This is a genomic window from Portibacter marinus (genome assembly GCF_021533195.1).
Lineage (GTDB): Bacteria > Bacteroidota > Bacteroidia > Chitinophagales > Saprospiraceae > Portibacter > Portibacter marinus.
Genome location: NZ_JAJNKB010000007.1, coordinates 244,976 through 268,681, shown reverse-complemented (window position 1 = coordinate 268,681; position 23,706 = coordinate 244,976). Strand labels below are relative to the sequence as shown.

Genomic DNA, 23,706 nt, shown 5'->3' with positions numbered 1-23,706 from the left:
AGATTTGTAGTCGGATGGTCAATATCTAATACAATGGAGGCTGAATGGTGTGTTCAGGTTGTAGACGAGGCTATAACAATGTATGGTAAACCAGAGATCATAAATACAGATCAAGGATCTCAGTTTAGCTCTGAGATTTTTACAAAGGCTATTACGAAAAAGCATAAGATAAGACTGAGTATGGATGGTAAAGGCAGAGCTATTGACAATGTATTTATAGAAAGATTGTGGAGAACTGTAAAGTATGAGAAAGTATACTTGATGCCTCCAAGAGATGGAGAGCACTTATATTTGATGTTAAATGATTACTTTCACTATTATAACTACAAAAGACGTCATTCAAGCTTGAACGATTATCACCCAGCAACAATCTATAAAACGAAGCTAAAAGTAGCTGCATAAATATTCATGTTTCCCACTATGTTCAACATCTGAAAATATCTTACCATGGATATTTTTGATATTGAAATGTGGAAAACCGAACTGCCAAATTCAAACTTAAAAACAGACTATTTCTGTCTAACAATTGGGGGGAAGCTCAGTTAGCTATGTAGGATTTAGCAGAAATTCAGGCCGTTATTAGGCAACTAAATTGAAAATTAGAAATGAGCACAATATTCATCAGTCACAGTAGTAATGATAATAGTCTTGCTCAACTTGTGAAAGAAAAACTTGAGAAAAAAGGGCACTATTCAATTTTTTTGGACTTTGATCCAACTTTAGGAATTAATGCTGGCAGTAGCTGGGAGCAAACCTTATATAGAAAATTAAGGTCATGTCAAGCTGTAATCGTAATTGTGACGAAAGACTACTTAAGTTCAAAATGGTGTTTTGCTGAATTAGCTTTAGCAAGAATGGAAGGAAAATACATTAATACATTGATTTTCGATGAAAATCTAGACAATAGCGAATTGAATTATATTCTATTAGATCGCCAAATCATTGATATGTCAAATTCTGAAGAAGAAGGTTGGCAACGTTTGTATAAGGGGCTTGAATCTGCGCAGATTTTAGGAGTAGAAGGCGAATGGAAAGCAAATCAATGCCCTTATTTAGGACTTTTATCTTATAAAGAAAAAGATGCGCCAGTCTTTTTTGGAAGGAATGATGAGATTCGAATGGGATTGGAGTTACTTTCTAGAGGAGCACCGAATACGGCTATGGTTGTAGGAGCATCAGGTTCTGGAAAATCTTCACTAGTCATGGCGGGGATATTGCCTAAACTTAGAGCTCTAAGTAATGAGTGGATCATCATTGATCAGTTTCAACCAAGATATGATCCTTTTTTAGAGATTTCTATATCACTTGAATCAACCTTCAAACAATATAATTCTGATGATTACTCAAAAATCATGAATGCAGAGAGTATTCAAGAAAAATTAGAATCTGATGTATACCTCGCAAATGCAAGTAATTATTCTTATGAAAAAAATTCATCGTCACCTACAGCACTGAATAAGATACTCGACAAAATTACACATCAAAGCGCTGAAATACGCAATACTAAAGTTCTTATCGTGATTGATCAATTTGAAGAATTTTTCATCAATTTTAATTCTAATGATAAGATGAATAGCTTTGTGAGAATACTTTCAAATAGCTTGATATTTGATCAAAAGAAACTTTTTCTCTTATTTACTATGCGGTCTGATTTTTTAGGTGTTTACCAGAAAAACAAGACATTGCAAAGGCTTGATTACGAAGTACTTTCTTTAGGTCCTATGCAAAAAGAGAACATGCGTAAAGTCATTGAGACTCCTGCAAGGCTAGGTGCTGTAAGTCTAGAAATGGGTCTTGCTGATCGTTTATTAGAGGATTCAGAAGATGCACTCCCTTTACTTTCTTTCACTTTAAGGAAACTGTGGGAAGATTATGGTGATGATAAAAAACTTAAAATACATGAATATGAGCAATTAGGTGGGATAAAAGGTGCCATTTCAAACGAAGCATCAGCTATATTAAAAAGAGCTTTTGCTGATGATAAGCAAGAAGCTTTAAAAAATGTATTCCTACAAATGGTAAGTGTAACTCATGATGGCAAATATGTGAGGAAGCCTGTTAGAAAAACAATACCCGAAGTAGTTATTGTTGATAAATATATAAACGAGTTTATTGCTAAACGATTGCTAACTACATATATTAATAATGATGAAGTGATGATAGAAGTCTCTCATGAATCATTATTTGATTCATGGCCTTCTCTTAAAAAATGGCTTAATGATAATCATTCTGAACTTCTATTTCTACAACAACTCCAACAAGATGCCAACACCTGGATTGTGAACAAAAGGGATCCAGAAGATCTTTGGTCTGGATTAAAATTGCAGCGTGCTCAAGAGATATTTATAAAGTTACATGATCCGGCGATTATTGAATTTGTCGATTCTAGTCAACTTTTGGTTAATAAAAAGAGGTTGAAAAATAGAATATCAATTCTTATTTTTTCGGTAATAGTGATTTCACTAGTCGTCTCAGTCCTGTTATTTTATTTAAGATATGTAAAACATATTAAGGAATCTGAGATGCTTAGTAAAGCGATAAGCATGAAAGAAATCGATCCCACAATGTCATTGCATCTAGCAACTTATCTTGAAAAAAATGCAACTTACAAAGATTCATTTTTTGAAAGTGACATATTAAGTTTGAAGAATGGTATTTTAAATTGTTATGATAAAACCCATTTCTATTCAAAAATATTTCCTAGACATAATGGTTACGTCTTATCTCTTGATTTTTCTCGAGATGGAACGAAAATACTTTCAGCAGGATTAGGCTCAAAAGTATTCTTGTGGAATACAGATGGCGCCTTAGTGAACGAGTTTGATATTAAAAGGTCGCAAGTAGGATGTGCTCGATTTTCTCCGAAAGGAGACTATATTATTGCAATAGATTATAAAGGCACAGTTACTATAGTTGACTTGGCTGGTAGCGTGAAGCATAAATTTGAACTTGGAGGGTTAGGAAATTACGACATCCAATTCTCCCCCAACGGCGATTTTGTTGTCGCATACAGTAGAAAGCATGCTTACTTATTTAGACCAAATAGTGACAGAGAAGCTAAGAAATTTAATCTTCCAGGCAATAGCTATTCAACACCAATATTTCGTAAAATTTATATATCTAAAGACGGAGCATCTATTTTGTCAATCCATGATAACAACAGAGCTTTTTTATGGAATGATGAAGCTAGTTTGTTAAAAATAATAGACAATAAAAGTCTTGATTTTGCAAATTATAAAAACATGTGGATTGGTCTTAAAAGCAACGGTAGTCCTTACATAATTGACAGTAAAGGACAGATGAGTGAAAATGATTTTCAATTTAAAGGCCCAAACAGTACATTTAGAAATATTACCACATCACCGAATGGTGATAAAATCTTAACATATGATTTTGATAATCAAATCTTTCTTCATGATCTTAATGGTAATTTAATTAATTCATTTAAAGGTATTGAACATCACAATGACGGACTTCTTTTTAAAAAGGGTGAAAACTTATCTTTTTCACCTTCCGGTAACTACTTATATGATATTTCGGAAAGCAAACAAGTTTTGGTGTGGAATACGAAAGGCGAACTCATTTCCACATTTTACAGTCCAAAACCAGGTGGTAGTCTTGCTTTAGTTTTTTCACTTGATGACAAATTAATAGCTTCAAGTCAGCATACGACCTTTGTATTGAGAGATTTGGCAACTAAAGAGTCAGAGCTAAATTTGGACGAGGCAGAAAGAGATACAATTAGAGCTAATTACTTATCTGAAAATATGAGCTTGACTGAAGAAATTGCTAAATATTTTGATCCAGGAAAACTAAATGGATATCTGAATAATTGGAATATCTGTGAGTGAAAAAAACCAAGCTGAATTTTAATAAATGCTATTTGCTAATTTTAATAGGAAAAATTTTCTTTAACAAGTACTTTGCACTCCAATATAACCTCTGAAACCGTTTATTTTTCCTGGGATTGACTCTTGGCTGTGGTCCAATAATTATCTTTTCAATATTGGTTCTAGCATTGTATGCCATTTCTATGACACTATAAAAGTTATCCTCTAAATCTTTCCATCTTAATTCTTTAGCATAACCTGAATCTATATTTTTTTGCAGTCTCTCAGGAACATTATGTTTTTCCACAGGTAGATATAAAGCGACTAATCCTTTTGGTTTAAATGTTACATTTTGAGCTTTTTTTGATTGAATATTTTGAAGCGAATACCAAATTTCCCAATCTATCCACTCACTATTTCCGGTTTCACTTCCTATCAAAACTACAACAACTGATGAAGACCAGAGACGATACTGAATTTTATATGAAATATCATACTTGGAAGATTCACCAAGATCCTCATCATTAAAACCGTAGTCTGAGAATGTTCTATTTTTGAAGATTTCTCGAAGTTTTTTTAAGTACATTAGATTGCTACTATGATGATAGCTAAAAAACACATTATTCATTTTTCGATTGTTATTTTTAATTTTAGAATCCCCATATTATTCTTATATGCCCATCTGCTATCATAATCATTCGCAAAAACAAAAAACTCTCCATCCGCTTGAGCTATAAATGACATTTTTTTTTTACCGATTAAAAAAGCATGGGTATAGTCATCTCCTATCCCTCCGCACAACGAATAGTATTTAGCACCCTTATAAATAGGAGGTAGAAAAAATCTGAATAAGGGATTCCAACCTGCTAAACTACAAGGGACTATTCAATCCTTCCACTTCTCTTTTAACTCTGCTACATTGATCATGTATTTGTGTCCTTTTTCAAGGTAAACTCCTGAAGGGTTCCTCTTAATTCGGGAATCCATTTCAAAGAAATGCGATTTATTATCTATGAGCTTTTTCATTCCTTCAATCCTTCCAATTCTTCCAAAATTTCGTCTATCGCTTCTTTCACCTCCTGATTGGGGATTCTTATTTTTTCCTTTTTGTCGGTATTATTCATCTCTACTAAAAACTTAAAATGTTCTATTTCTGAATTCAATTTTTGAGGATCTCCATATTTTAAGTAGAGATGTTTATATCCCTGCAGAACTTTATCTTTCCTTGATTTGATCTCTTTATATTCAGTGGCATATAACAACTGAGCAGTCCATACATTTATATCAGAGATCTCCTCCCAGAAACTATCCATATTTCTCCATAAACTATCCTGATTAAAGTACTCCTCTACTTTCATTAGCACTTTCTTCGGACTCATTAGATCACCTTCGTAACTAATATCTTTCGTGGTAGGATTCACGTAGTAATGAGCAGTCAAAAAGTTTACCAAGGTATAGGTATACTTTCTTGGCTCAGAATGGGATAACAACTCATAACCTAAGCGGTAATCATCGCTCATTTTGTTTAAATAGGCTAAACGATCTTTCGGGAAAATCTGAGCAAAACGTTTATGAGCACTTCCTGAAATAGCAAGCCTTTCAGGAGTTTTTCCAATAAATACTAAGCTTCTAATTTGCTCAAGAATTATATCTCTTCTATCGGGATCTTTGACACCGTCTTGCACATAGTCTTTTACCAATAGATTACAATATTGCTCTAGTGCGGCTACCGAATAGCTCGCATCATTAATGCTAAAGAGTTCAAAATACTTGCTAATCGCTTTCTTTACATCTCCAAGTTTATTGTAGATGTTGCCTTCTAATTCAATTATTCTCGCATGTTGATGATATCCTGATTTTCGAGCTTTGGTTATACATTCTTTCAAATTATTCCTCACATCTTCCATACTCTCTTGATCCATATTGGAGCATTTAATATATAGATTCTCTAAATCTATTATTACATCTTCTTCTGATATGTATTCCGATTTGCCTGGTTCATAGTAATCCGTATTAACTAACTTATACCAGGGACTTCCATAGCATTGATATGCGCCCCATGTTGCATTATTTCGATTGTGCCTGTAACAAGCTCCTCTTGCAGCTTTTACTGCCTCACCAAAGAATCTCCCTTCGATCATATACTTATATAGTGATTCAGCAAAGACTTTTGCGGCTCCATCGTTAACGGCCCATGCAGCAACGACAATTGCTTTGACCCCCATTTTGATTAGTTGAGTGCCAATATTTGCGGCCAATTTATGACGATCAGCATAGTATCTCTCATATTTACTATCAATTTTGCCAAGATGGCAGCAATTAATGAATACAAATTCCGGAATTAGGGGAAGTTGAGCAATATCTCCTGAAGTCAAAACACCATCCTCTATCACAATGCCTATTCTCTCTTCTTTGTCTTTAGTTTCGGGCTCATATATGCCATGTCCTGCAATATGTAAAATCTTAACCTCACTATTAAATAGCTCATTGGCTATGACATCTGCATTTTCATTGATAAGAGAAGTTACATTAAAATCATGATTTAACATTTCAGCGACCGCTTCAGCTTCTGCTTTTGCACCTGGCAACGAAGGCAGATCTGCATAGATCGGATCACCAATTACTAAAACATCATTGGAAGTGGAAATGACCGTTTTGACAATACCATCCTGATCGATAAGTTGCCTTATTAAACCTGTGTGTGCAAACGTAGGAGTTTTATTTACCTTCCAGTCATAAAGTAGTTCCCATGGATATCCAGCTGTTATTTCATCAAGTTTCCAAATGATGTCTTTGCCTGATCTTAAAATGTCTTTTAATGAAGGCGGTATCAACAATTCAAATAGTGTTTTTGAAGTTTTTTCGTCAAATCCTTCACTCTCGGAAAATTTAGCGATTAGATTTTTAACGAATTTGATTGAGGCAAAGGATTTACTAGCTTCAATCTTAGCGATTCCCGAGGAAGAAAGATATTTCAAGCCAACTTCCCTAGCTTCTTTACCTTCTTTTATACTTTGAGTAGTTAAAGTGTGCCACCAGCCTTGATCTTTTTGAAAAATATAACGTTTTATTCCACCTTGACCTTTATTGATTTGACCGACTACTTCTATAGAATGTTTCTGATTGCTTCTTTCTATGGTCTTTAATTCCTTGTAAATGAAACGTGCCATATCTTCATAGTAGTCGATGAATTCTACATGATTGATTACATATCTGCCATCTTCAATATGTTTTACTTTCAAGTTGGCATCAGAAACTCCTTTGACAATTGCATTCAGACTGGACCCTACATTAAGACCGCCATATCCACTGCCAATACTTAATGAAACAATTCTACCTAGTAACGGACCATTATTATCACAAACTTTATTGTCTCTGTGATGTAAAGCATAATTGATAATAGCTTTTTCAACAGTTATACTTAAAAGAGATTCCGTAAGATCGTCTTTGAGTCCAAGACCCACAATGATTGCTCCCGAAGGAAGGTCATCAGGATTAAATAGGGCTAAATTTTCCCCTATCTCCTCTGGATAGGTTCCAAACAATCTTCGCTCTTCCAATTTGTTATTGAGTGCGCTATTCAAGGCCGCCTCTGCACTCATAATTCCGTCCCCCTCAAAATGACCAACCATAACTGGTTTTCGAGATGCTTTAAGGTTTCCATGCGTTACACTTACAAATAGGGGAGCTCTAACGCCTTCTTTTTCAGTACTCGAGTCATCGATTCCAAAAATACCCTCAATTATACTGGTATGATCTTTTTCGCCATTAGGATCAGAAGGAAGTAACGGTAATGGTGGTGCTAAGTAATTAGCACTTAGTTCCGATCCATCTCTATTTGATGTAAAAGTCAATAAATGGAGAATAAGATCAAAGTTCTTCTTGTCATCCATTAAGAAGTTATGTTCACTTCCTACTTGTGCTATTTGGTTTTTGGGTAATTCTTTTGGAATACCTAATTCCCAACTGACAACTCCATCTCCATTTACGTATGGTCCTTTTGGGAAAGTTAGTTTCTTTCCAAAAAGACTTTCCTTAATTTTGTATCGGTATACCGTTCTCTTCGAACCCTTTATGTAATAGATATTTGAAGTGTCCTTTAATTTGAAGTTACTTGCCTTCTTCTTAAACTCTTTGAAGTTGCTGAGTAAGGTTTTATTTGGAGTGAATAGCTCTGAATTTTCAGCCTCGTTAAACAGTTTAATCCAAAATTTGTCATAGTCTTCAATTTCCTTATCATCAACCGGTAACAAGTCGTATATGCCTTGGAAGGACTGAATAGCTTGGATGACTTTTTTCTTGCTATGTTTACTGTCTGCAATTACGATCTTATTCAGCATTTTACTGATACCAAATAAAGCGCTAACAGCAACATAAGACCCTTTCCATGGTGTTCCTAACATGATTAATTTGAAGCCGTCTCTCTTTTGAAATCGTTCCCAAAGATCGGGATAGGATATCATCACTTCTCTCGCGACCAAACCTCCCATACTGTGGGCTAAAATTTTTACTGGAAATCCATAGTCAATGTAATCTTCTAGAATATCTTTTAATTTTGCACCTCCGACTGACACGGATTGTCTCCAATCATATGGCATAATCAGGACATCGTAGCCTTCGCCTTTTAATTTATCTGTCAACCTTCCATAGAATGATTTAAAAATGGCCTTAGGCTCTAGCGTATAATCCATGCAGTATTTAGTAAGATTGCCACTAAATAATGCTCCCAGGTCGGTCCAGACTACATCGTTGTCTTTTGTGTAAAGATGTGTTGCTAAATTTCCCGGTAAAATGATAATTAATGGTTTCTTCCCACTTACTTTAGGAGGATATAGGGGTTTGAAATTAAGAATCCGTGTAATTCCTCTTTCTTCTTCTGTTCTAGGTATTTCATCAAACCCTTTAGGAATATCTCCGCCATCCCAAAGTACAGCATTTTTAATAGCCACTTGGGTATTGGTATTCTTGAAATAATTAAAATGATGTGTTTGATTATCTTTTGAAAGTGTAAACAGCGTCTTCCCACCTCTTTGTACGCCGTATCTCATGCTATCTGTATTAACCACAAAATCATTGGCTTTCCAATAGAAAAGATTTGATAAGATGACAAATATGGATTGCTTAATAGAACCTCCGATTTCAGCATCTCCTTCTACTATCAATAAGTCACCAGTTACCGTTCTGGAAGGATTGTTTAAGAGTCTTTGCAATGGGGAATTCGGAATCATGGCATTTAGACCAGGCATCTGCTCTGCATTCTTTCTATTAGAAATAACCTGAACAATTAATTCTTTTAGTGCTTCGTATATTGGATTTGCTTTTCCTCCGACTGCTTTGCCGATACACCATAATAATCCATTTAAGAAATGATCCAGTCGCTCAGAAATTAATGTTGTACCTCTAGAAGGACTTGCGACTCTGATTACTCTTCCAACTGAAATTTTCTTCTCATTGGCCTGCTTATTTAATTCATCTATAAGTCCTGGAGAGGGATCAGTGTATTTGTGCCTCTTTTCCCATTCTTTGATATCATCATTTAGAATAGCAATCTCTTCATCAGTGAAACCGTAAAAATTTTCATGTTGATTCACCACCTTATTGCACCTGGCTAGCAAATCACTAATTATACCTCCTCGTGATGAGGATATAATATCGACTTTCGATCCTTCAGGAAGATTTTTTATTACATCTATAGCATTTTGAACGGGACTTGCTGAAATGGTGTGGTGTTCAAGCGTATAAATGTTGTCTTTATATACTTTCTTGATCGCATCCCACAGTCCATTTTTGTTAAACTTTAATATATTTTCAAATGATCCTAGTGTTGAGGATGCTGTACCATGTAAAAAAAGCAAAAGACGTCGGTTGGTTTTCTTAATTTCAGATACTCTTGTTAGGTTGAAGTTTTCGTCAACTTTGAAAATACCTGGGTTTGCTACAATTTTTTCATCAAATTTTGTTGCCACCTTTCCCATAAAGTCATCGAGTCTAGGAATTTTGGCACCAGTGATTTTACGGAAATATTTAAAAATGAAGTCCGTTACTCCTCGGTTATTGTCTGATTGTATATATGCTGGAAACTTAAAATCTGCTTTAGTATTTTCTGCTCCTCTTATTTCAGCATCCTTCTTTTGAGCCTCTGAAAGAATCTCTTCGATATCTTGCGCTGGCCCTAGCCATTCAGAGCCATCTTCGAATTCTATATTGATGGTGTCCTCATTATTGCAGTTCAATATTTGTTCACTAAATTCTCCACGAAAACTACTTACTTCCACTATTTCCTCCACGACCATTTTTAAGCCTAGTGTACTTTTATTGAATTGGTCTGAAGTTAGTTTCTTACCTGGGATGGAAATGCTCTTTTCTGATTTGGTTGTTGCCATGATTTTAATTTTAGACACAGGTTATTAGCCAAAAAGGTACGACGTACCTCTTTGCGGTAAAATAATACCACCGGAATCAGGGATGGAAAAGAGTGTTAAATTGAAAGTCGATCTTCATATCAGTGAAAATCTACTAAATTGGAAAGGATTTAATAAAGTTTTACGTGCTAATTGTTGGTTTTATCGAGCAAAAACTGAATCATGTGTGCCATTCCATGATCTCAAAATAAAATATTTTACAAAATTACCAGCATAATAGAGGCTTATTTAACATATTAAAATTGGCTTTTAGAGATTGAAAAGAAGAATAAAAATGTTAAGACGATACTTAGAAAGAGAAATTACAGCATCGAGAACTGCCATGCTGTCCCCACTCGTCAGCTTCCAATTTAGAACTGTAAATTATTGGCCGTAGTGCTACACTAAAATTGTTAGTGTGTTGCCGTAGTATTTACAAACGCCGCTTCTAATGCCTAAATCGTTAAACAGTTGCCTGCCTATATAAAGAGAATTGCTCAAATACAAAATAATAGTTGTAATGACGTTGTTGATCGATAGGGATGTTGTTCACCCCATAAGAGGTGTTGTTCAGGTACAAGTAATAGATAACGCCATGTTTAATTTAAATGTCACTTTTAAAATTTCAAACCTTTGAAATTTCTGAACAGCAATCATAATCTATGCTACATTGATAATCACAGATTCATATTTTATCTTAGAACACAGATTATAGTGCACTCCAATACTTTCTCTTCTTCTTGAAATAGATTTAGCGCTGATCGTAAATACCCGTAATTATTGTTGCTGATGTGCCAGAAATAATGAATGCAGACACTATGTATTAAGAAATACAATCTGTTTGCCTGACTTTTGCAATTTAAGATTAATTTAAAAGAAAGCAAATTCGGTAAATATCTTTGGAAAGCGAGAATAATGCTAAAGAGATTAATAGTCCCGTGCATAAATCTTTAAGAAATTATAGTAAGATACCAAAGCGACTACAGCTGCAGAATAACTAAATTAATTGAACACTCAACTAATAAACCCGTTCGTAATTATCAAATCATCGAGTATCTTGCTCATTCTTACCTCAAAGATATTATGTACACTGAAGTTAAGACTTACTTATTTAATTTACTTAATAACAGTTACACTAAATCCAACAAATTTTTAAAACCATCTCAAAATAAAACCTAATTCCCAACTGTAAAAACTACCCACACAATATCTTTAATAGAATTCTAAAGATATTAATATATATAATAATGAAATGTAATTTGCTTTAATGAAAACTTTCTTAACCTTAACATATACGCAGTCTCCTTTACCATCATCTTACTCCTTAAAGATAGATATTCAGATGAAAGCTATAATATTCAATGTGGCCACCAACATATTTATAGCAAAAGTTGACTTTTTTACAGAGCGCATGGACACCGCGGGCATTCAATACCAAACGGTCAATGACAAACCGGATTTAATGGGGGTACTGGTGTAAAAAAAAGGACTACCAGTTATCTGGCAGTCCCCATCTTTTTTTAAAGAATCAAACTTTTTATTGCTTGACAAACTTTGTGGTTACCACTTGTGAGTCACTGATAAAAGTCGCATAATAGACGCCATTCACAAGGTCAGAAACGTTGATCGTCATATTTACCTGACCTGTAGTAGCTTCATTCTTCAGCCTCCTTCCTGTCAGATCCTGCACAATCACATGGCCGGGTCCATTTGACTTTAAATCTAAATACAATTCATTAAAGACAGGATTAGGTGAAATGGCCATACTGATCACTTCACTGCTGGTTTCAGATCTTGGTGATGCCTGCGATTCTGGTTCACAATCCGGCGCATCATAGTATTCGCCTTGCGTAAAAGTACATCCTGGTTCCAACTTGATTTTTACCGGAACATCTTCTCTTCCTGTGCTTTCTATTCCTCCTGCACAGATCACAAAGTATTGTTCTCCATCTTCGTCAAAATCGTAACCGATGAATACGATATTGGCCTCTTTTCCTCCAACTCTAACTGTATAATCATCCGCATTCAAAGGTTGATTAAATGGATCTATCCCATCTACCCGAAAACACATGACATGCGAACCAACAGGACCAAAGGCACCTCCATCCTCTGAAAAGATTCCGGGAAGGTCGCAAATAAAGAGAGGGAAATTAGGATCCGGGCTAATTCCCGTAATTTGACACCTTGTACTTAAATCCTGGGATTCAGGTCCTTCACAATCTTGTGATAGGACCCAGCCATGATCTTGAAACATGTCCAAGGTGTTGGAGCCTGGATTGTGATTGGCTTCTTGAAAGCTTAAGAATGGTGTCATCAAAGAGTTAGGGTTACTTGGCGGAAATGTCGATTCATCCCAATGAGAATAGCTGGATCCTCCACGCCAGGTGGAAGGTGCGAATATCTTATTAGGTGAAGACATAGATGGTGTTTCAATGAATAGATCGTTACTTTGCAGCACATTCAAGGTGGTGGGTGAAACCACACTTAGAGGTGCCAAGTCAAAAATGGAGGTCCCTTGACCATTTTGTACAAAAACATCATATATATATGGGAAACCTCCTCTACCGAATAATCCAACTTGAGTGTTAGCAACAGCACTTCCAAAAAATCCCAAGCCGTGTCCCAACTCATGCAACACAACAGTCACAAAATCATAAGTTCCCGGAGGTGGATTTCCATCTGTTCCCAGATACCATCCAAAAGAAGTATTAAAAGTAGTTACAATTTCAGATCCCGTTAGGTCAGGAAAAAAATCAGATACATTTACACTTAAAAGCTGATTAAGCAATGCCTCACCATACCAGGGACTCTCAGCTGTAGGTCTGAAAATATAATTGGTTCTTGCTTGTCCTAAAACAGATGCACCCAGATCCTCAAAATTCGCATCAATGACTGTCTCTACAGGACCACTGAGTTGACTTTCCCAGATAGAGACCGCATATTCGAAAGCATTGATAAAGTCCCTTCTCCTTTTATCACTAAAATTATTTGGAAAATTGTAGATAACAGAAATATTAGAACAATCACTGGCACTTCTGCTGACACCACTTTGTTGAGCCACAAAATTTGCAGGTGGCACAACAAAGGTCTCACTCGTGTAATCAGCCGCAAGCAAGCTACACATTGGCTTGTCAATAATCATGTATTCCATTTCGGCATGTGACCGAAAACCGTCTCCTTTTCTGAATTTTTTAAGTTTTTCAACAGCAGAGGATTTTTGTTCAGATTGTTTTAAAATCTGTGAGCGACTGTGATTGTGCTCATCAATTAGCAATTCCTGACCGTTAATAGCCATTGTACTAAGCATTAATAATAAAGAAAGTAAAAAAGATAACTTCATATTACATTTTATAAAAGATTAAGAAATATGGGGAAGGGTGCTATTATCGCCTGATATTACAAATATCCTTAATATTAATCAAAAAAATAGGAAGGAATATTGGATAAATTGTCATGTTATGTGAAACTAATACGTTCAATTTGAATCCTGGACATGTCTTATATATCAAGTACACATTGCTTTTACGAAGTCTTTCGATTTAGCAGTGGCACTAAATACCTCCCTCCCCTACTGCTTCACGAATCTCTTCGTAATCGTCTGTGATTCGCTGACAAATGTAGCAAAGTATAAGCCGCTGGTCATGGAAGCTACATCGAGTTCTATACTCCGCTGGCCGTCTACCTTGAAGTTCTGAAGCATTCTTCCGGAATAATCCCTGATCACCAAACTACCTTGGTCGTTACCTCGCACCTCTAAATAAAGGGTGCCACGGACAGGATTTGGCGAGAAGCTCAAGTCTAATTCGTCGGTCATGGTGGTCGTCCTTGGTGAAGCTATACTACGAAATCCACAGTCCGGTGCATCATAATACTTTCCTTGAGTAAAGGTACATCCTGATGCAAGTTTTATTTTAACTGGAATGTTCTCCCGACCTGTGCTGGGGACACCGCCTACGCAGACCGAAAAATATTGCTCACCATCATCATCTAAATCGTAACCGACAAATAAGACATTCACATTCTTACCTCCGATTTTAACTTCATAGTCATCCAAATCAAGCGGTTGGTTAAATGGATCTATTCCATCTACCCTAAAGCACATGACATGTGACCCAACCGGACCATAAAAGCCTCCTTCGGGAGAGAACAGTCCTGGATTATCGCAGACAAAAGGAAAAAAATTGGGATCTGGACGGATTCCGGTAATTTGACATCTTTCACTCAAATCCTGAGATTTGGGACCATCGCAGTCTTCTGCTAATATCCAGCCGTGATCCTCAAACATATGCCGTGTATTGGATCCCGGATTGTGGTTGGCCTCCTGAAATCCTAGAAATGGCGTCATTAACGAATTCTTACTGCCTGGTGGGAAGGCATCTTCGTCCCAATGCGAATAACTTGAACCGGATCTAAATCTTCTCGGTGCATAAATCTTCTGTTGGGACGACATAGATGGTGATTTGATATATAAATTATCACTTTGAAAAAGATTAAGCGTACTTGAAGAATATTGGCTGATAGGAGCCAATTCGAAAATTGACTGGCCACTCTTGTTTTGTACAAATTGATCGTAAATGAATGGTGTTCCACCAAGTCCGTAAGTAGCCCATCTAGAATTAGAAACAGCACTTCCGAAAAAGCCCATACCGTGTCCTAATTCGTGCAATACAACGGTTACAAAATCGTAAGTACCAGGCGGCGGATTACCGTCAGTTCCCAGGTACCAACCAAATCCAGTATTGAATATGGTTGTAATTTCAGGAAGTGAAAGACCTCTCAGTTCGGATAAATTGGCTCCTACCAATTGGTTAAGCAAAGCTTCAGGATACCAGGGTGAGTTCGAGTCTAACCTAAATACATAATTACTTCTAGCTTGTCCGAGAATAGAGCTCCCTAAATTCCTGAAATCAGCATCGATTTCAGTCTCTATCTGGCCACTTAATTGGCTTTCCCAAATCGCCACCGCATACTCAAAGGCATTCACAAAAGCTGCCCTTCTCTCTTTGTTGATGTCACTTGGAAAGTTATAATTGATCTTAACTTTTGAACAGTCACTTGCTCCTCGTGAATGCTGATTAGACCAATCAAAATTTGAGGGGGGTGCAATGTAGCTTTTTGGAGAATCTTTGGAAGCCAATAAATTACACAGAGGCTGTTTCACCTTTCTATATTCGATCTGTGTAGACAATCGAAAGGAAGAACCTTTCCTATATTTATTTAAAATGATAACATCATTGATGGAAGCAGCTGACTGATGAAAATCTTTAGTATTAATAGATTCCAGGGCATTCGCAAACACTTCCTGCGCATGAATAGAAGAGTTTAAAAAAGAGTGTAGTATTATAAATAAAGCTATAAATCTCATTTAGTAATGGTTATGATGTGCAAATAAGCATCGTGAAGAGCTAAAGTTTTTGTGATGCTACAAATATATTCAAATAGATATAAATACTCATATATTGACAAAAACTGCACTTTGAGTTTCAATACATTCAACATACTTATTAATAACCAGTTCAGTTCAAGGTTGATAAAACATAACATTTGAAATGCCAATTACACGACCAAAATTAAAGATGAAAATAGTATCAGCTCAGCATTTGAGCTTACAAACCACTCGTAAGTATCAGATTCAGGTCCGTATACTTTAGATCATATCGCTTTGCCAAATACTCATTGGTCAATTTGCCCTGGAAAATATATACGCCACTTCGGATACCCACATCGTTAAATAACAATCGACCTATATCCTGAGAATTGCTCAACTTTAAAATGATGGGGGTAATGATATTGCTGATCGATATGGAGGCTGTCCTACCTACATTAGATGCAATATTGGGTACACAGTAATGGATCACACCATGCTTGATAAATGTGGGATTTTTTAAGGTTGAGACTTCAGAGGTTTCAAAACAACCTCCCTGATCTATGCTAACATCTATGATCACTGCACCGTCTTTCATTTTGGCAACCATCTCTTCAGTCACAATCACCGGCGCACGTCCATTTTTAGAGTGAATCGCTCCGATCACAACATCTGCACTTAACAATTGATATCCTAAATAAACCGGATTCAGAGCAGAAGTGTGAAGTGGCCTTCCTACCTTGTTCTGCAATCGCATCAACTTATAAATATCATTGTCAAAAATACGCACAGAAGCTCCCAGGCCTAAAGCCGTTCTCGTCGCATGTTCACCTACGACACCTGCACCTAAAATGACCACCTTGGCGGGTGGTACACCAGAAATACCTCCTAGCAAAACACCTCTACCTCCTGAAGATTTTGTTAACAATTGGGCTCCGGTCAACATGGCAACCATACCAGCAATTTCGCTCATCATTCGTACTATGGGATAGCTGCCATCCTCACTTTGAATATGCTCCATGGCGATAGCATAAACTTTTTTCTTTTGCAGTTTCTCGATATACTCTTTAGAAATGATCGGTAAAGGCATGGGAGAAACCAGAATCTGTCCCACTTGCATAAGATCTATTTCATCCAATGTGGGGGGCTGTGTTTTGATAATTATATGAGATTCGTAAACTTTCTTCTTACTTTTGGTTACCTCAGCTTCAGCTTCTGTATAATCTCTGTCTGTAAAACTAGAACTTTTACCAGCACCGGACTCTACCAGAACATCATGCCCATAACCTTTGAGAATTCTAATGCTGTTCGGTACAATGGCCACACGATTTTCCTGCAGAGTGGTTTCCAGCGGAATGCCAATGGTCAACTTTCTGGACTTTTCGACTACTTCCAACATTTCAGTCTGAGTCTCATACTGACCTTCAGCAAAAAAAGTAGAAAAAGACCCCGGCCTAACTGGATTGCTCATATCATATAATTATGCTCCGTAACTTAAAACTACCACATTTCGATTATTATCCTCATTAATAGAAAGATTAATTTCAAGATATGGCATATCCAGATAAGGCACAACAAGCTCAGGCCATTCGATCAAACACAAAGCACCACTATCCAGATATTCAAAAAAGCCAATTTCTTCTAATTCTTCAATAGATTTCAAGCGGTACAAATCAAAGTGATATACGGGTCCGCTATATTCGTTCACAATGCTAAAAGTAGGGCTGCTCACCTTATCTGCCACACCCATTGCTGCCACTATTTTTTGTGCCAATGTGGTCTTTCCTGTTCCCAGATCCCCCTTCAAAATGATAATGCTTTTATCCCCTAATTCAGACAAAATAATAGAGGACAACGAATCCAGTTCCGATAGCGTTCTAATTGTATATTCTTTCTCCATTCAGAGCGACAAAAATAACAAGTTTTATAGATTGCTAAAACTATAATAAGACCTTTAAAATTCGTATCTTTGCACGCTGATTAGACATAAAAAATTTTTATAATATATGAGTAGTGAAAACGGGAATTACGGTGCGGATAATATTCAGGCACTGGAAGGACTCGAAGCGGTAAGAAAAAGGCCTGGGATGTACATCGGCAGCACTGATGTCAAAGGTCTGCACCACCTCGTTTGGGAAGTGATCGATAACTCCATCGATGAGCACATGGCCGGGCACTGTGACAGCATCGAAACCATCATTCATGAAGACAATTCCATTTCAGTTACAGATAATGGGCGTGGGATACCAGTTGCGATGCATAAAAAATTACAGAAATCTGCTCTAGAAGTGGTGATGACTGTATTGCATGCGGGTGGTAAGTTTGATAAAGACACTTATAAAGTCTCCGGGGGTTTGCACGGTGTGGGTGTTTCTTGTGTAAATGCGCTTTCTAGTATGTTAAAAGCTGAGGTGCATAGAGACGAGAAAGTATACACACAAGAATATTCGCAAGGAAAGCCAGTTACTGAAGTCAAAGAGGTGGGCACGACCGACCATACCGGAACAACCATTCATTTCAAGCCGGATAGTGAAATATTCGAAACATTGGTCTACAACTTTAACACGCTTCAGACCAGAATGCGGGAAATGGCATTTTTGAACCCCGGACTGACGCTGACATTGACAGATGAGCGGGAAACAGAAGAGGACGGTAGCTTTAAGAAAGAGACCTTCTATTCTGAAGGCGGTCTTAAAGAATTTGTTCGATACCTCGATGAGAGTAGAACACCATTGATCAGCGAACCTATTCATGCTAAAGGAAAGGAAGAAAATGTGGAGGTAGAAGTAGCCCTTCAGTACAATACCGGATATTCAGAAAACATCTTCTCCTTTGTTAATAATATCAATACCAGAGAAGGAGGAACGCATGTCAGTGGTTTTAAAAGAGCATTGGCAAGAGTATTTAAGCAGTATGGCGAGGACAATAATATGTTCAGCAAGTTGAAGTTTAGCATCTCAGGTGAAGATTTTCGCGAAGGACTGACAGCTATTGTTTCAGTTAAAGTTCCGGAACCACAGTTTAAAGGTCAAACTAAAGGCGAGTTAGGAAATTCAGAAGTAACCGGAATCGTTTCGAGATGTGTAGGAGATGTACTTAAAACCTATTTGGAAGAAAATCCAAGCCAGGCTAAAAAAGTAGTTGAAAAAGTGATCGTAGCTGCTACAGCGAGAAATGCAGCCAGAAAGGCCCGTGAGATGGTACAAAGGAAGAATATACTTACTGGTGGTGGCCTACCTGGTAAGTTATCGGATTGTTCCTCTAAGGACCCGGGTGAATCAGAAATATTCCTTGTAGAGGGAGATTCAGCAGGTGGTACTGCAAAGGCAGGTAGAGATCGAAAGTTTCAGGCCATTTTGCCATTAAGGGGTAAAATTCTCAATGTCGAGAAAGCCATGGAGTATAAGATCTATGAGAATGAGGAAATTAAAAATATGTTCACGGCGCTTGGCGTAAGCATTGAAGAGAAAGATGGGGAGCGCATTTTAAATATTGATAAGTTGCGCTATCACAAGATTGTCATCATGTGTGATGCCGATGTCGATGGTTCTCACATCGTGACGTTAATATTGACATTCTTCTTTAGATACATGAGACCACTGATAGAAAACGGCCATATCTATATTGCTTCTCCTCCACTTTATTTAGTGAAAAAAGGAAAGAGCTCAAGATATTGTTGGACCGAAGAAGAAAGAAAAGACGCCATCGCCCAATTCAGTAATGGTAAAGAAAATACTGGTGTGAAGGTACAGCGCTATAAAGGTTTAGGAGAGATGAATGCCATCCAACTTTGGGATACTACCATGGATCCTGAAACAAGAATTTTAAAAAAGGTGAGTGTGGACGATGCCATCGAAGCTGATCATATTTTCTCAGTATTGATGGGAGATGAAGTCCCACCTCGGAGGGCTTTTATCGAATCTCATGCGAAGTATGCCAATATTGACATATAAAATAAAAAGGGTAGATGAATTTGAAAACTTAGAAAATTAGTCTTAGTTTGGGCTGAAATTCAGAATCTAACATTATTATACATATATTCTGATCTACCAATTAAAAACGCAAGCCATGAGGTAATTCCAACCTCATGGTTTTTTATTTTACATTCATCATGAAAACTTTATTCCTATTCACCTGCTTATGCGCATTATGGCTTTCCTGCCAAAATGCCAATGATCAGCTTGTAGGCCACTATTATACCAAAGCAAACCACAACAATCGATTCGACGGTCCTTACATTAGTTCTAATGATAAAACAGTGAGATTTACCAAAGAATCCTTCCTGGACTTTTATCGCGACGGATCCTATCTGGCATACTTTGACAAACTTGAACAAGGGCATTACCAGTTGGTCCGAAATTCCATCGAACTGACAAGTACTGAAGATATAAAATATGAGCTCCTATTCATCGAGGATGGAAGCCTCGGTCATTTTAAATTTCCAATTTCGGAAAAGGTGATAACATTGAGCAAAACCTCTAATCGGCTCAAACCAGATTATCCTTTTATTCCAAAACTAAACGAATGGCGTAATAAGCCGGATGCAAAGATGTCCAATAATGAATTAATCGAGAAGTTTCAAAATTACTCTCTGTTTATGAGTAAATATTTGCTTTGGGCAAAAAAGAATGACTTGCATTTAGGGCTGACACACATCAGTGGTCCGCTCCAATTTGGAAATAATGGACTCATGATGCGGAAATTGAAAGATACTGGTGATTGGTGTCAATATTTCTACCAAGGAGACTGTCAGGAAATGGATAAAATATTAAGAAATTACTTTGAGGATCTGGTCATCGACTGGAAATACACACACGATAGGGTCTCTATGCTTTCCAATGCGCTGGGGCAAGTTTCAAAAGGAATAGAAGTTCATAAAACAAATTTTAAGTAAGAAGAGGTGCCAGGCGCATTCTGTCTTGCGTAATAACAGTGTGGCTGCCCATTTGACCTGCTAGTCGTCCCAGATATTCTTGTTCTGTCTGTCCTGGTGTGGGTATTAGAATGGCTTTTCGTCCCATTGCTTTATAATCCATAAGCGAAGAATATCCAGATCTGCTTATGATATGTTTTGATTCTGAAATCCAAAGGGTCAATTGCTCAACACTTGCATATGGATATATAAGAAGATTATGCGTCTGTTGGACTTCATGTTGTACACCGGAAACAATGATGTGATCTCCCTTGCAATGGATGAGCTGACTTTCCAGTTGCTCCTGAAAAATACTCCTCTGTGGTTCAGGCCCTGAAAGTATACTGATCGATAGATATTTGGGATCAGCAGGTATGGGTATCATTGCAAATCGGGATTGCAGGCCAATGTATTTTTTAGGTATGTCCAGCTCTATATCTTTATTCATTCCGCCTGATAAAGTAGCACCTTCCTCATCAGGAATCCAACATTCATCAAATTTAGAAACCATACTTAAATTTAACTTCGTCGCGGATGCCTGGATAAAAGCATTGGGATGCATCAGTTTTAGTTGGTGCGTTATGAATACATTTTTACAATGATCATTGTAACATCCGTATCGACTGTCAGAAATGATATGTGAAAATTGATGTTTTTCCACGAGAGCATTCACCATCCGATTTTCTTTTCTGATGGCCCTCAAAATCTTATAAGATTGACTAAGAAGATTAGCTGCAATTGAATCATAACGATAGTGAATATGATATGGAGGCAGCTCGAAGGATGGAAGGTACGGAAAGTGTTCCTTCAGCATCTTCAGAGGCAGTCCATCAGAAGCCATACTAACATCATGACCATTTTTTATCAAGTCCCGTAAGATAGGAATAGACCTGCTGGCATGACCAAGGCCCCAGTTTAAAACACAGTATAATGTCTTGTCAGTCAATAAAATAAGATGGTTTTAGCGTCAATTTAACAATCATTTCTTCTAGAAATAACTAACTTAGCTTGCCTAAATATATAAGAATATGAAAGTACTAAAATTATCAGCGATACTTCTGCTTGGCTTTGTTTTTTCAGCGACCAGCAATGCTCAGAATACGAATGAAAAGAAGATAGTGGTGACGGAGCGAATTACAGATCAAAATGGCAAGGTAGTAGAAAGGAAAGTGGTGAAAACCGGTGAGGAAGCGGAACGATATCTCAGAGAAAAGAAACAGGAATTAGGTATAGAGCTGGAAAAAGGGGAGACGACTAAGACCATCAATAAATCTGTGGATGTTGAATACGGTGCCAAAGGGGTTTCTGATCAAAGAAAAATGAGGATCAAAATTGTGGATGAAAATGGAGAACCCAAATTACTGGAATGGGACGGTGAAGGTGAAATGCCTGAAGAGATGAAAAAATATGTGGAAGAACATAATATAGATATGGATGTAGATGTAGATGACATTCATAATGAAATTGACGTCAAGGTCAAACAATATGATGAGATCGCCAATGAGCCCGGAGTAAAGAAAGAAGTAAAGGTAAAGCAAATTGGTAAGGAAGGCCAGGTTGTGATCGAGAAAGTAGAAGGAAAAGAAATCGGAGAAGAGATCATCATTAAGGAAGTTACAGGAAAAGAGAAAAAGATAGTCATAGAAACCATTGAAAAAGAAAATGTCGAAAAGGAAAATATGGATGAGGAGCTGGAAATGCAGATTGAAAAAGAAATTGAATTAGAAGAATATGAAAACGATAGACCTCGACTAGGAGTCATGCCTCAAAATCATGTAGACGGTGTAGAAATTCAGGAGGTCATCACAGGGTCAATAGCCGAAAAAGCCGGACTTAAAAAAGGTGATATCATTTATAGTATTAATGGACAAAGTGTAGGCAGTGTTGTTCAACTGAGAGATCGTCTGAGCAAGGTAAGTGAAGGTGCGGAAGCAAAAATTGATTTTCTAAGAGCAGGAAAAAAACAATTTATTAGAACCAACCTGTAAATAAAATTCTTACTTGTCAAAATAAAATTAAAGTCAAAAGGCTGTCCAGGGTTATGGACAGCCTTTTTAGTGCGTTCAATTGGTTTACCGGGATTGGTAAATGTTTCTATAAATATAACGGTGATTTTTTCTTTTTGTATCACCCGTACGGGTGATATTGTAATTTTATCTTTCTAAAAATTTAATTTTCATCCGTCTTAGATCATCATCAACATGATGCTTAGGTGCATCTTATAAAAATTAAAAGGTGTATGAAAATATTTAAGCAATACTGTTCACCGTATTTTTGGTAAGATACTTGATCTAACTTTTTCATGAAGCAGACAGAAACAGCGGTGTTACTCATGCACTGTGAAGACCAAAGAGGCATTCTAGCGCAGGTGACCGATTTCATCATGGGAAACAAAGGAAATATTATCAACCTTGATCAGCATGTCGATGAGGATGACAATCGCTTCTACATGAGAATAGAGTGGGAACTGGAAAATTTTTTGATTCCAAAAGAGAAAATTGAAGAATACTTTTTAACCATACTGCTTCGGAGGTTTAAGGCAACCTATAATCTCTATTTCTTACCTCGCAAGAAAAATGTAGCCTTGTTTGTTTCAAAATACAGTCACTGCTTCCTTGATATTCTATCTCGCTATGAATCCAATGAATGGAAAGTCAATATTCCAATAATCATTAGCAATCATCAAAAATTTGAAGCCATCGCAGATCGCTATAAAATTCCCTTTTATTACTTTCCTGTAAAAAAAGATAATAAAGAGGAATTAGAAGCTGAAGAGTTGAAACTATTGAAAGAGCATAAAATAGACTTAATCATTTTAGCAAGATATATGCAGATCTTGTCCGATGATTTCTGCCGACACTACCCTAATAAGATCATCAATATCCATCACTCCTCCCTTCCAGCCTTCGCTGGAGCAAGACCCTATGAATCTGCCCATGAAAGAGGTGTTAAGTTTATGGGTGCCACGGCACATTATGTCACAGCTGATTTAGATGAAGGTCCTATCATCACACAGGATGTTATTCCCATCTCTCATCGCGATTCCATAGCAGATATGAAGCGAAAAGGTCGAAATATCGAGAAAATCGTGTTGGCTAATGCCTGTTGGGCCCATCTTAATCATCAGGTACTCTCTTACAACAATAAAACGGTGGTTTTCGAATAGATTTCAGGTGGCTGAAAATAAACTCCCCATGG

General features: G+C 36.9%; 15 protein-coding genes. 7 read left to right on the top strand and 8 right to left on the bottom strand.

Annotated features, from left to right (window positions below):
- Positions 1–402: integrase core domain-containing protein (locus L2567_RS16115; RefSeq protein ID WP_262913186.1), on the top strand; the 402-nt coding region annotated here is incomplete at its 5' end.
- Between the two features lie 203 nt (positions 403–605).
- Positions 606–3,851, top strand: coding sequence for an nSTAND1 domain-containing NTPase (locus tag L2567_RS16110; RefSeq protein WP_235298836.1), 3,246 nt, complete (start codon positions 606–608; stop codon positions 3,849–3,851).
- 28 nt (positions 3,852–3,879) lie between these two features.
- On the opposite strand, the gene L2567_RS16105 is transcribed toward L2567_RS16110, so the two are convergent.
- The 3 genes from L2567_RS16105 to L2567_RS16095 all read right to left on the bottom strand — a co-directional run bounded on the left by L2567_RS16105 (position 3,880) and on the right by L2567_RS16095 (position 10,213).
- Entirely contained in the window at positions 3,880–4,458 is a 579-nt protein-coding gene (locus L2567_RS16105) for a TIR domain-containing protein (RefSeq protein WP_235298835.1), read from the bottom strand.
- A 257-nt stretch (positions 4,459–4,715) separates the two neighbouring features.
- Positions 4,716–4,856 (bottom strand): hypothetical protein, encoded by a 141-nt coding sequence (locus L2567_RS16100; protein WP_235298834.1) that lies wholly within the window; start codon positions 4,854–4,856, stop codon positions 4,716–4,718.
- The gene (locus L2567_RS16095) at positions 4,853–10,213 is read right to left on the bottom strand and encodes a DUF7379 domain-containing protein (protein ID WP_235298833.1); all 5,361 of its coding nucleotides are present in this window, start codon (positions 10,211–10,213) and stop codon (positions 4,853–4,855) included. The genes L2567_RS16100 and L2567_RS16095 overlap by 4 nt, the downstream gene beginning before the upstream one ends.
- Before the next feature lie 1,285 nt (positions 10,214–11,498).
- On the opposite strand from L2567_RS16095, the gene L2567_RS16090 reads away from it, so the two are divergent.
- On the top strand, positions 11,499–11,711 hold the full coding sequence (locus L2567_RS16090) for a hypothetical protein (RefSeq protein WP_235298832.1): 213 nt from the start codon (positions 11,499–11,501) through the stop codon (positions 11,709–11,711).
- A 57-nt stretch (positions 11,712–11,768) separates the two neighbouring features.
- On the opposite strand, the gene L2567_RS16085 is transcribed toward L2567_RS16090, so the two are convergent.
- The 4 genes from L2567_RS16085 to tsaE form a co-directional block, all read right to left on the bottom strand.
- Entirely contained in the window at positions 11,769–13,571 is a 1,803-nt protein-coding gene (locus tag L2567_RS16085; RefSeq protein WP_235298831.1) for a T9SS type A sorting domain-containing protein, read from the bottom strand.
- A gap of 228 nt (positions 13,572–13,799) precedes the next feature.
- Positions 13,800–15,596: a T9SS type A sorting domain-containing protein gene (locus L2567_RS16080; RefSeq protein WP_235298830.1), complete on the bottom strand. Its 1,797-nt coding sequence runs from the start codon at positions 15,594–15,596 to the stop codon at positions 13,800–13,802.
- Between the two features lie 241 nt (positions 15,597–15,837).
- Entirely contained in the window at positions 15,838–17,067 is a 1,230-nt protein-coding gene (locus L2567_RS16075) for an alanine dehydrogenase (protein WP_235298829.1), read from the bottom strand.
- A gap of 9 nt (positions 17,068–17,076) precedes the next feature.
- A complete protein-coding gene (gene tsaE, locus L2567_RS16070) occupies positions 17,077–17,496 on the bottom strand; it encodes a tRNA (adenosine(37)-N6)-threonylcarbamoyltransferase complex ATPase subunit type 1 TsaE (RefSeq protein WP_235298828.1) in 420 nt (139 codons plus the stop codon).
- 106 nt (positions 17,497–17,602) lie between these two features.
- Here tsaE and gyrB point away from each other — a divergent pair, with 106 nt between their 5' ends.
- Positions 17,603–19,549 (top strand): DNA topoisomerase (ATP-hydrolyzing) subunit B, encoded by a 1,947-nt coding sequence (gyrB, locus tag L2567_RS16065; protein WP_235298827.1) that lies wholly within the window; start codon positions 17,603–17,605, stop codon positions 19,547–19,549.
- 158 nt (positions 19,550–19,707) lie between these two features.
- Complete coding sequence (locus L2567_RS16060; protein WP_235298826.1) at positions 19,708–20,490, top strand: hypothetical protein; 783 nt, start codon at positions 19,708–19,710, stop codon at positions 20,488–20,490.
- Here L2567_RS16060 and L2567_RS16055 read toward each other — a convergent pair.
- On the bottom strand, positions 20,483–21,454 hold the full coding sequence (locus L2567_RS16055; protein ID WP_235298825.1) for a glycosyltransferase: 972 nt from the start codon (positions 21,452–21,454) through the stop codon (positions 20,483–20,485). The genes L2567_RS16060 and L2567_RS16055 overlap by 8 nt on opposite strands.
- An 82-nt stretch (positions 21,455–21,536) precedes the next feature.
- Here L2567_RS16055 and L2567_RS16050 point away from each other — a divergent pair, with 82 nt between their 5' ends.
- The gene (locus tag L2567_RS16050) at positions 21,537–22,496 is read left to right on the top strand and encodes a PDZ domain-containing protein (RefSeq protein ID WP_235298824.1); all 960 of its coding nucleotides are present in this window, start codon (positions 21,537–21,539) and stop codon (positions 22,494–22,496) included.
- Between the two features lie 314 nt (positions 22,497–22,810).
- Positions 22,811–23,674: a formyltetrahydrofolate deformylase gene (gene purU / locus L2567_RS16045; RefSeq protein WP_235298823.1), complete on the top strand. Its 864-nt coding sequence runs from the start codon at positions 22,811–22,813 to the stop codon at positions 23,672–23,674.
- Positions 23,675–23,706 lie beyond the last annotated feature (32 nt).

Bases quoted from the DNA above. Each gene is read 5' to 3' on its own strand.
- L2567_RS16110 (WP_235298836.1), top strand. From the start codon at position 606: ATGAGCACAATATTCATCAGTCACAGTAGTAATGATAATAGTCTTGCT.
- L2567_RS16105 (WP_235298835.1), bottom strand. From the start codon at position 4,458: ATGAATAATGTGTTTTTTAGCTATCATCATAGTAGCAATCTAATGTAC.
- L2567_RS16100 (WP_235298834.1), bottom strand. From the start codon at position 4,856: ATGAAAAAGCTCATAGATAATAAATCGCATTTCTTTGAAATGGATTCC.
- L2567_RS16095 (WP_235298833.1), bottom strand. From the start codon at position 10,213: ATGGCAACAACCAAATCAGAAAAGAGCATTTCCATCCCAGGTAAGAAA.
- L2567_RS16090 (WP_235298832.1), top strand. From the start codon at position 11,499: ATGAAAACTTTCTTAACCTTAACATATACGCAGTCTCCTTTACCATCA.
- L2567_RS16085 (WP_235298831.1), bottom strand. From the start codon at position 13,571: ATGAAGTTATCTTTTTTACTTTCTTTATTATTAATGCTTAGTACAATG.
- L2567_RS16080 (WP_235298830.1), bottom strand. From the start codon at position 15,596: ATGAGATTTATAGCTTTATTTATAATACTACACTCTTTTTTAAACTCT.
- L2567_RS16075 (WP_235298829.1), bottom strand. From the start codon at position 17,067: ATGAGCAATCCAGTTAGGCCGGGGTCTTTTTCTACTTTTTTTGCTGAA.
- tsaE (WP_235298828.1), bottom strand. From the start codon at position 17,496: ATGGAGAAAGAATATACAATTAGAACGCTATCGGAACTGGATTCGTTG.
- gyrB (WP_235298827.1), top strand. From the start codon at position 17,603: ATGAGTAGTGAAAACGGGAATTACGGTGCGGATAATATTCAGGCACTG.
- L2567_RS16060 (WP_235298826.1), top strand. From the start codon at position 19,708: ATGAAAACTTTATTCCTATTCACCTGCTTATGCGCATTATGGCTTTCC.
- L2567_RS16050 (WP_235298824.1), top strand. From the start codon at position 21,537: ATGAAAGTACTAAAATTATCAGCGATACTTCTGCTTGGCTTTGTTTTT.
- purU (WP_235298823.1), top strand. From the start codon at position 22,811: ATGAAGCAGACAGAAACAGCGGTGTTACTCATGCACTGTGAAGACCAA.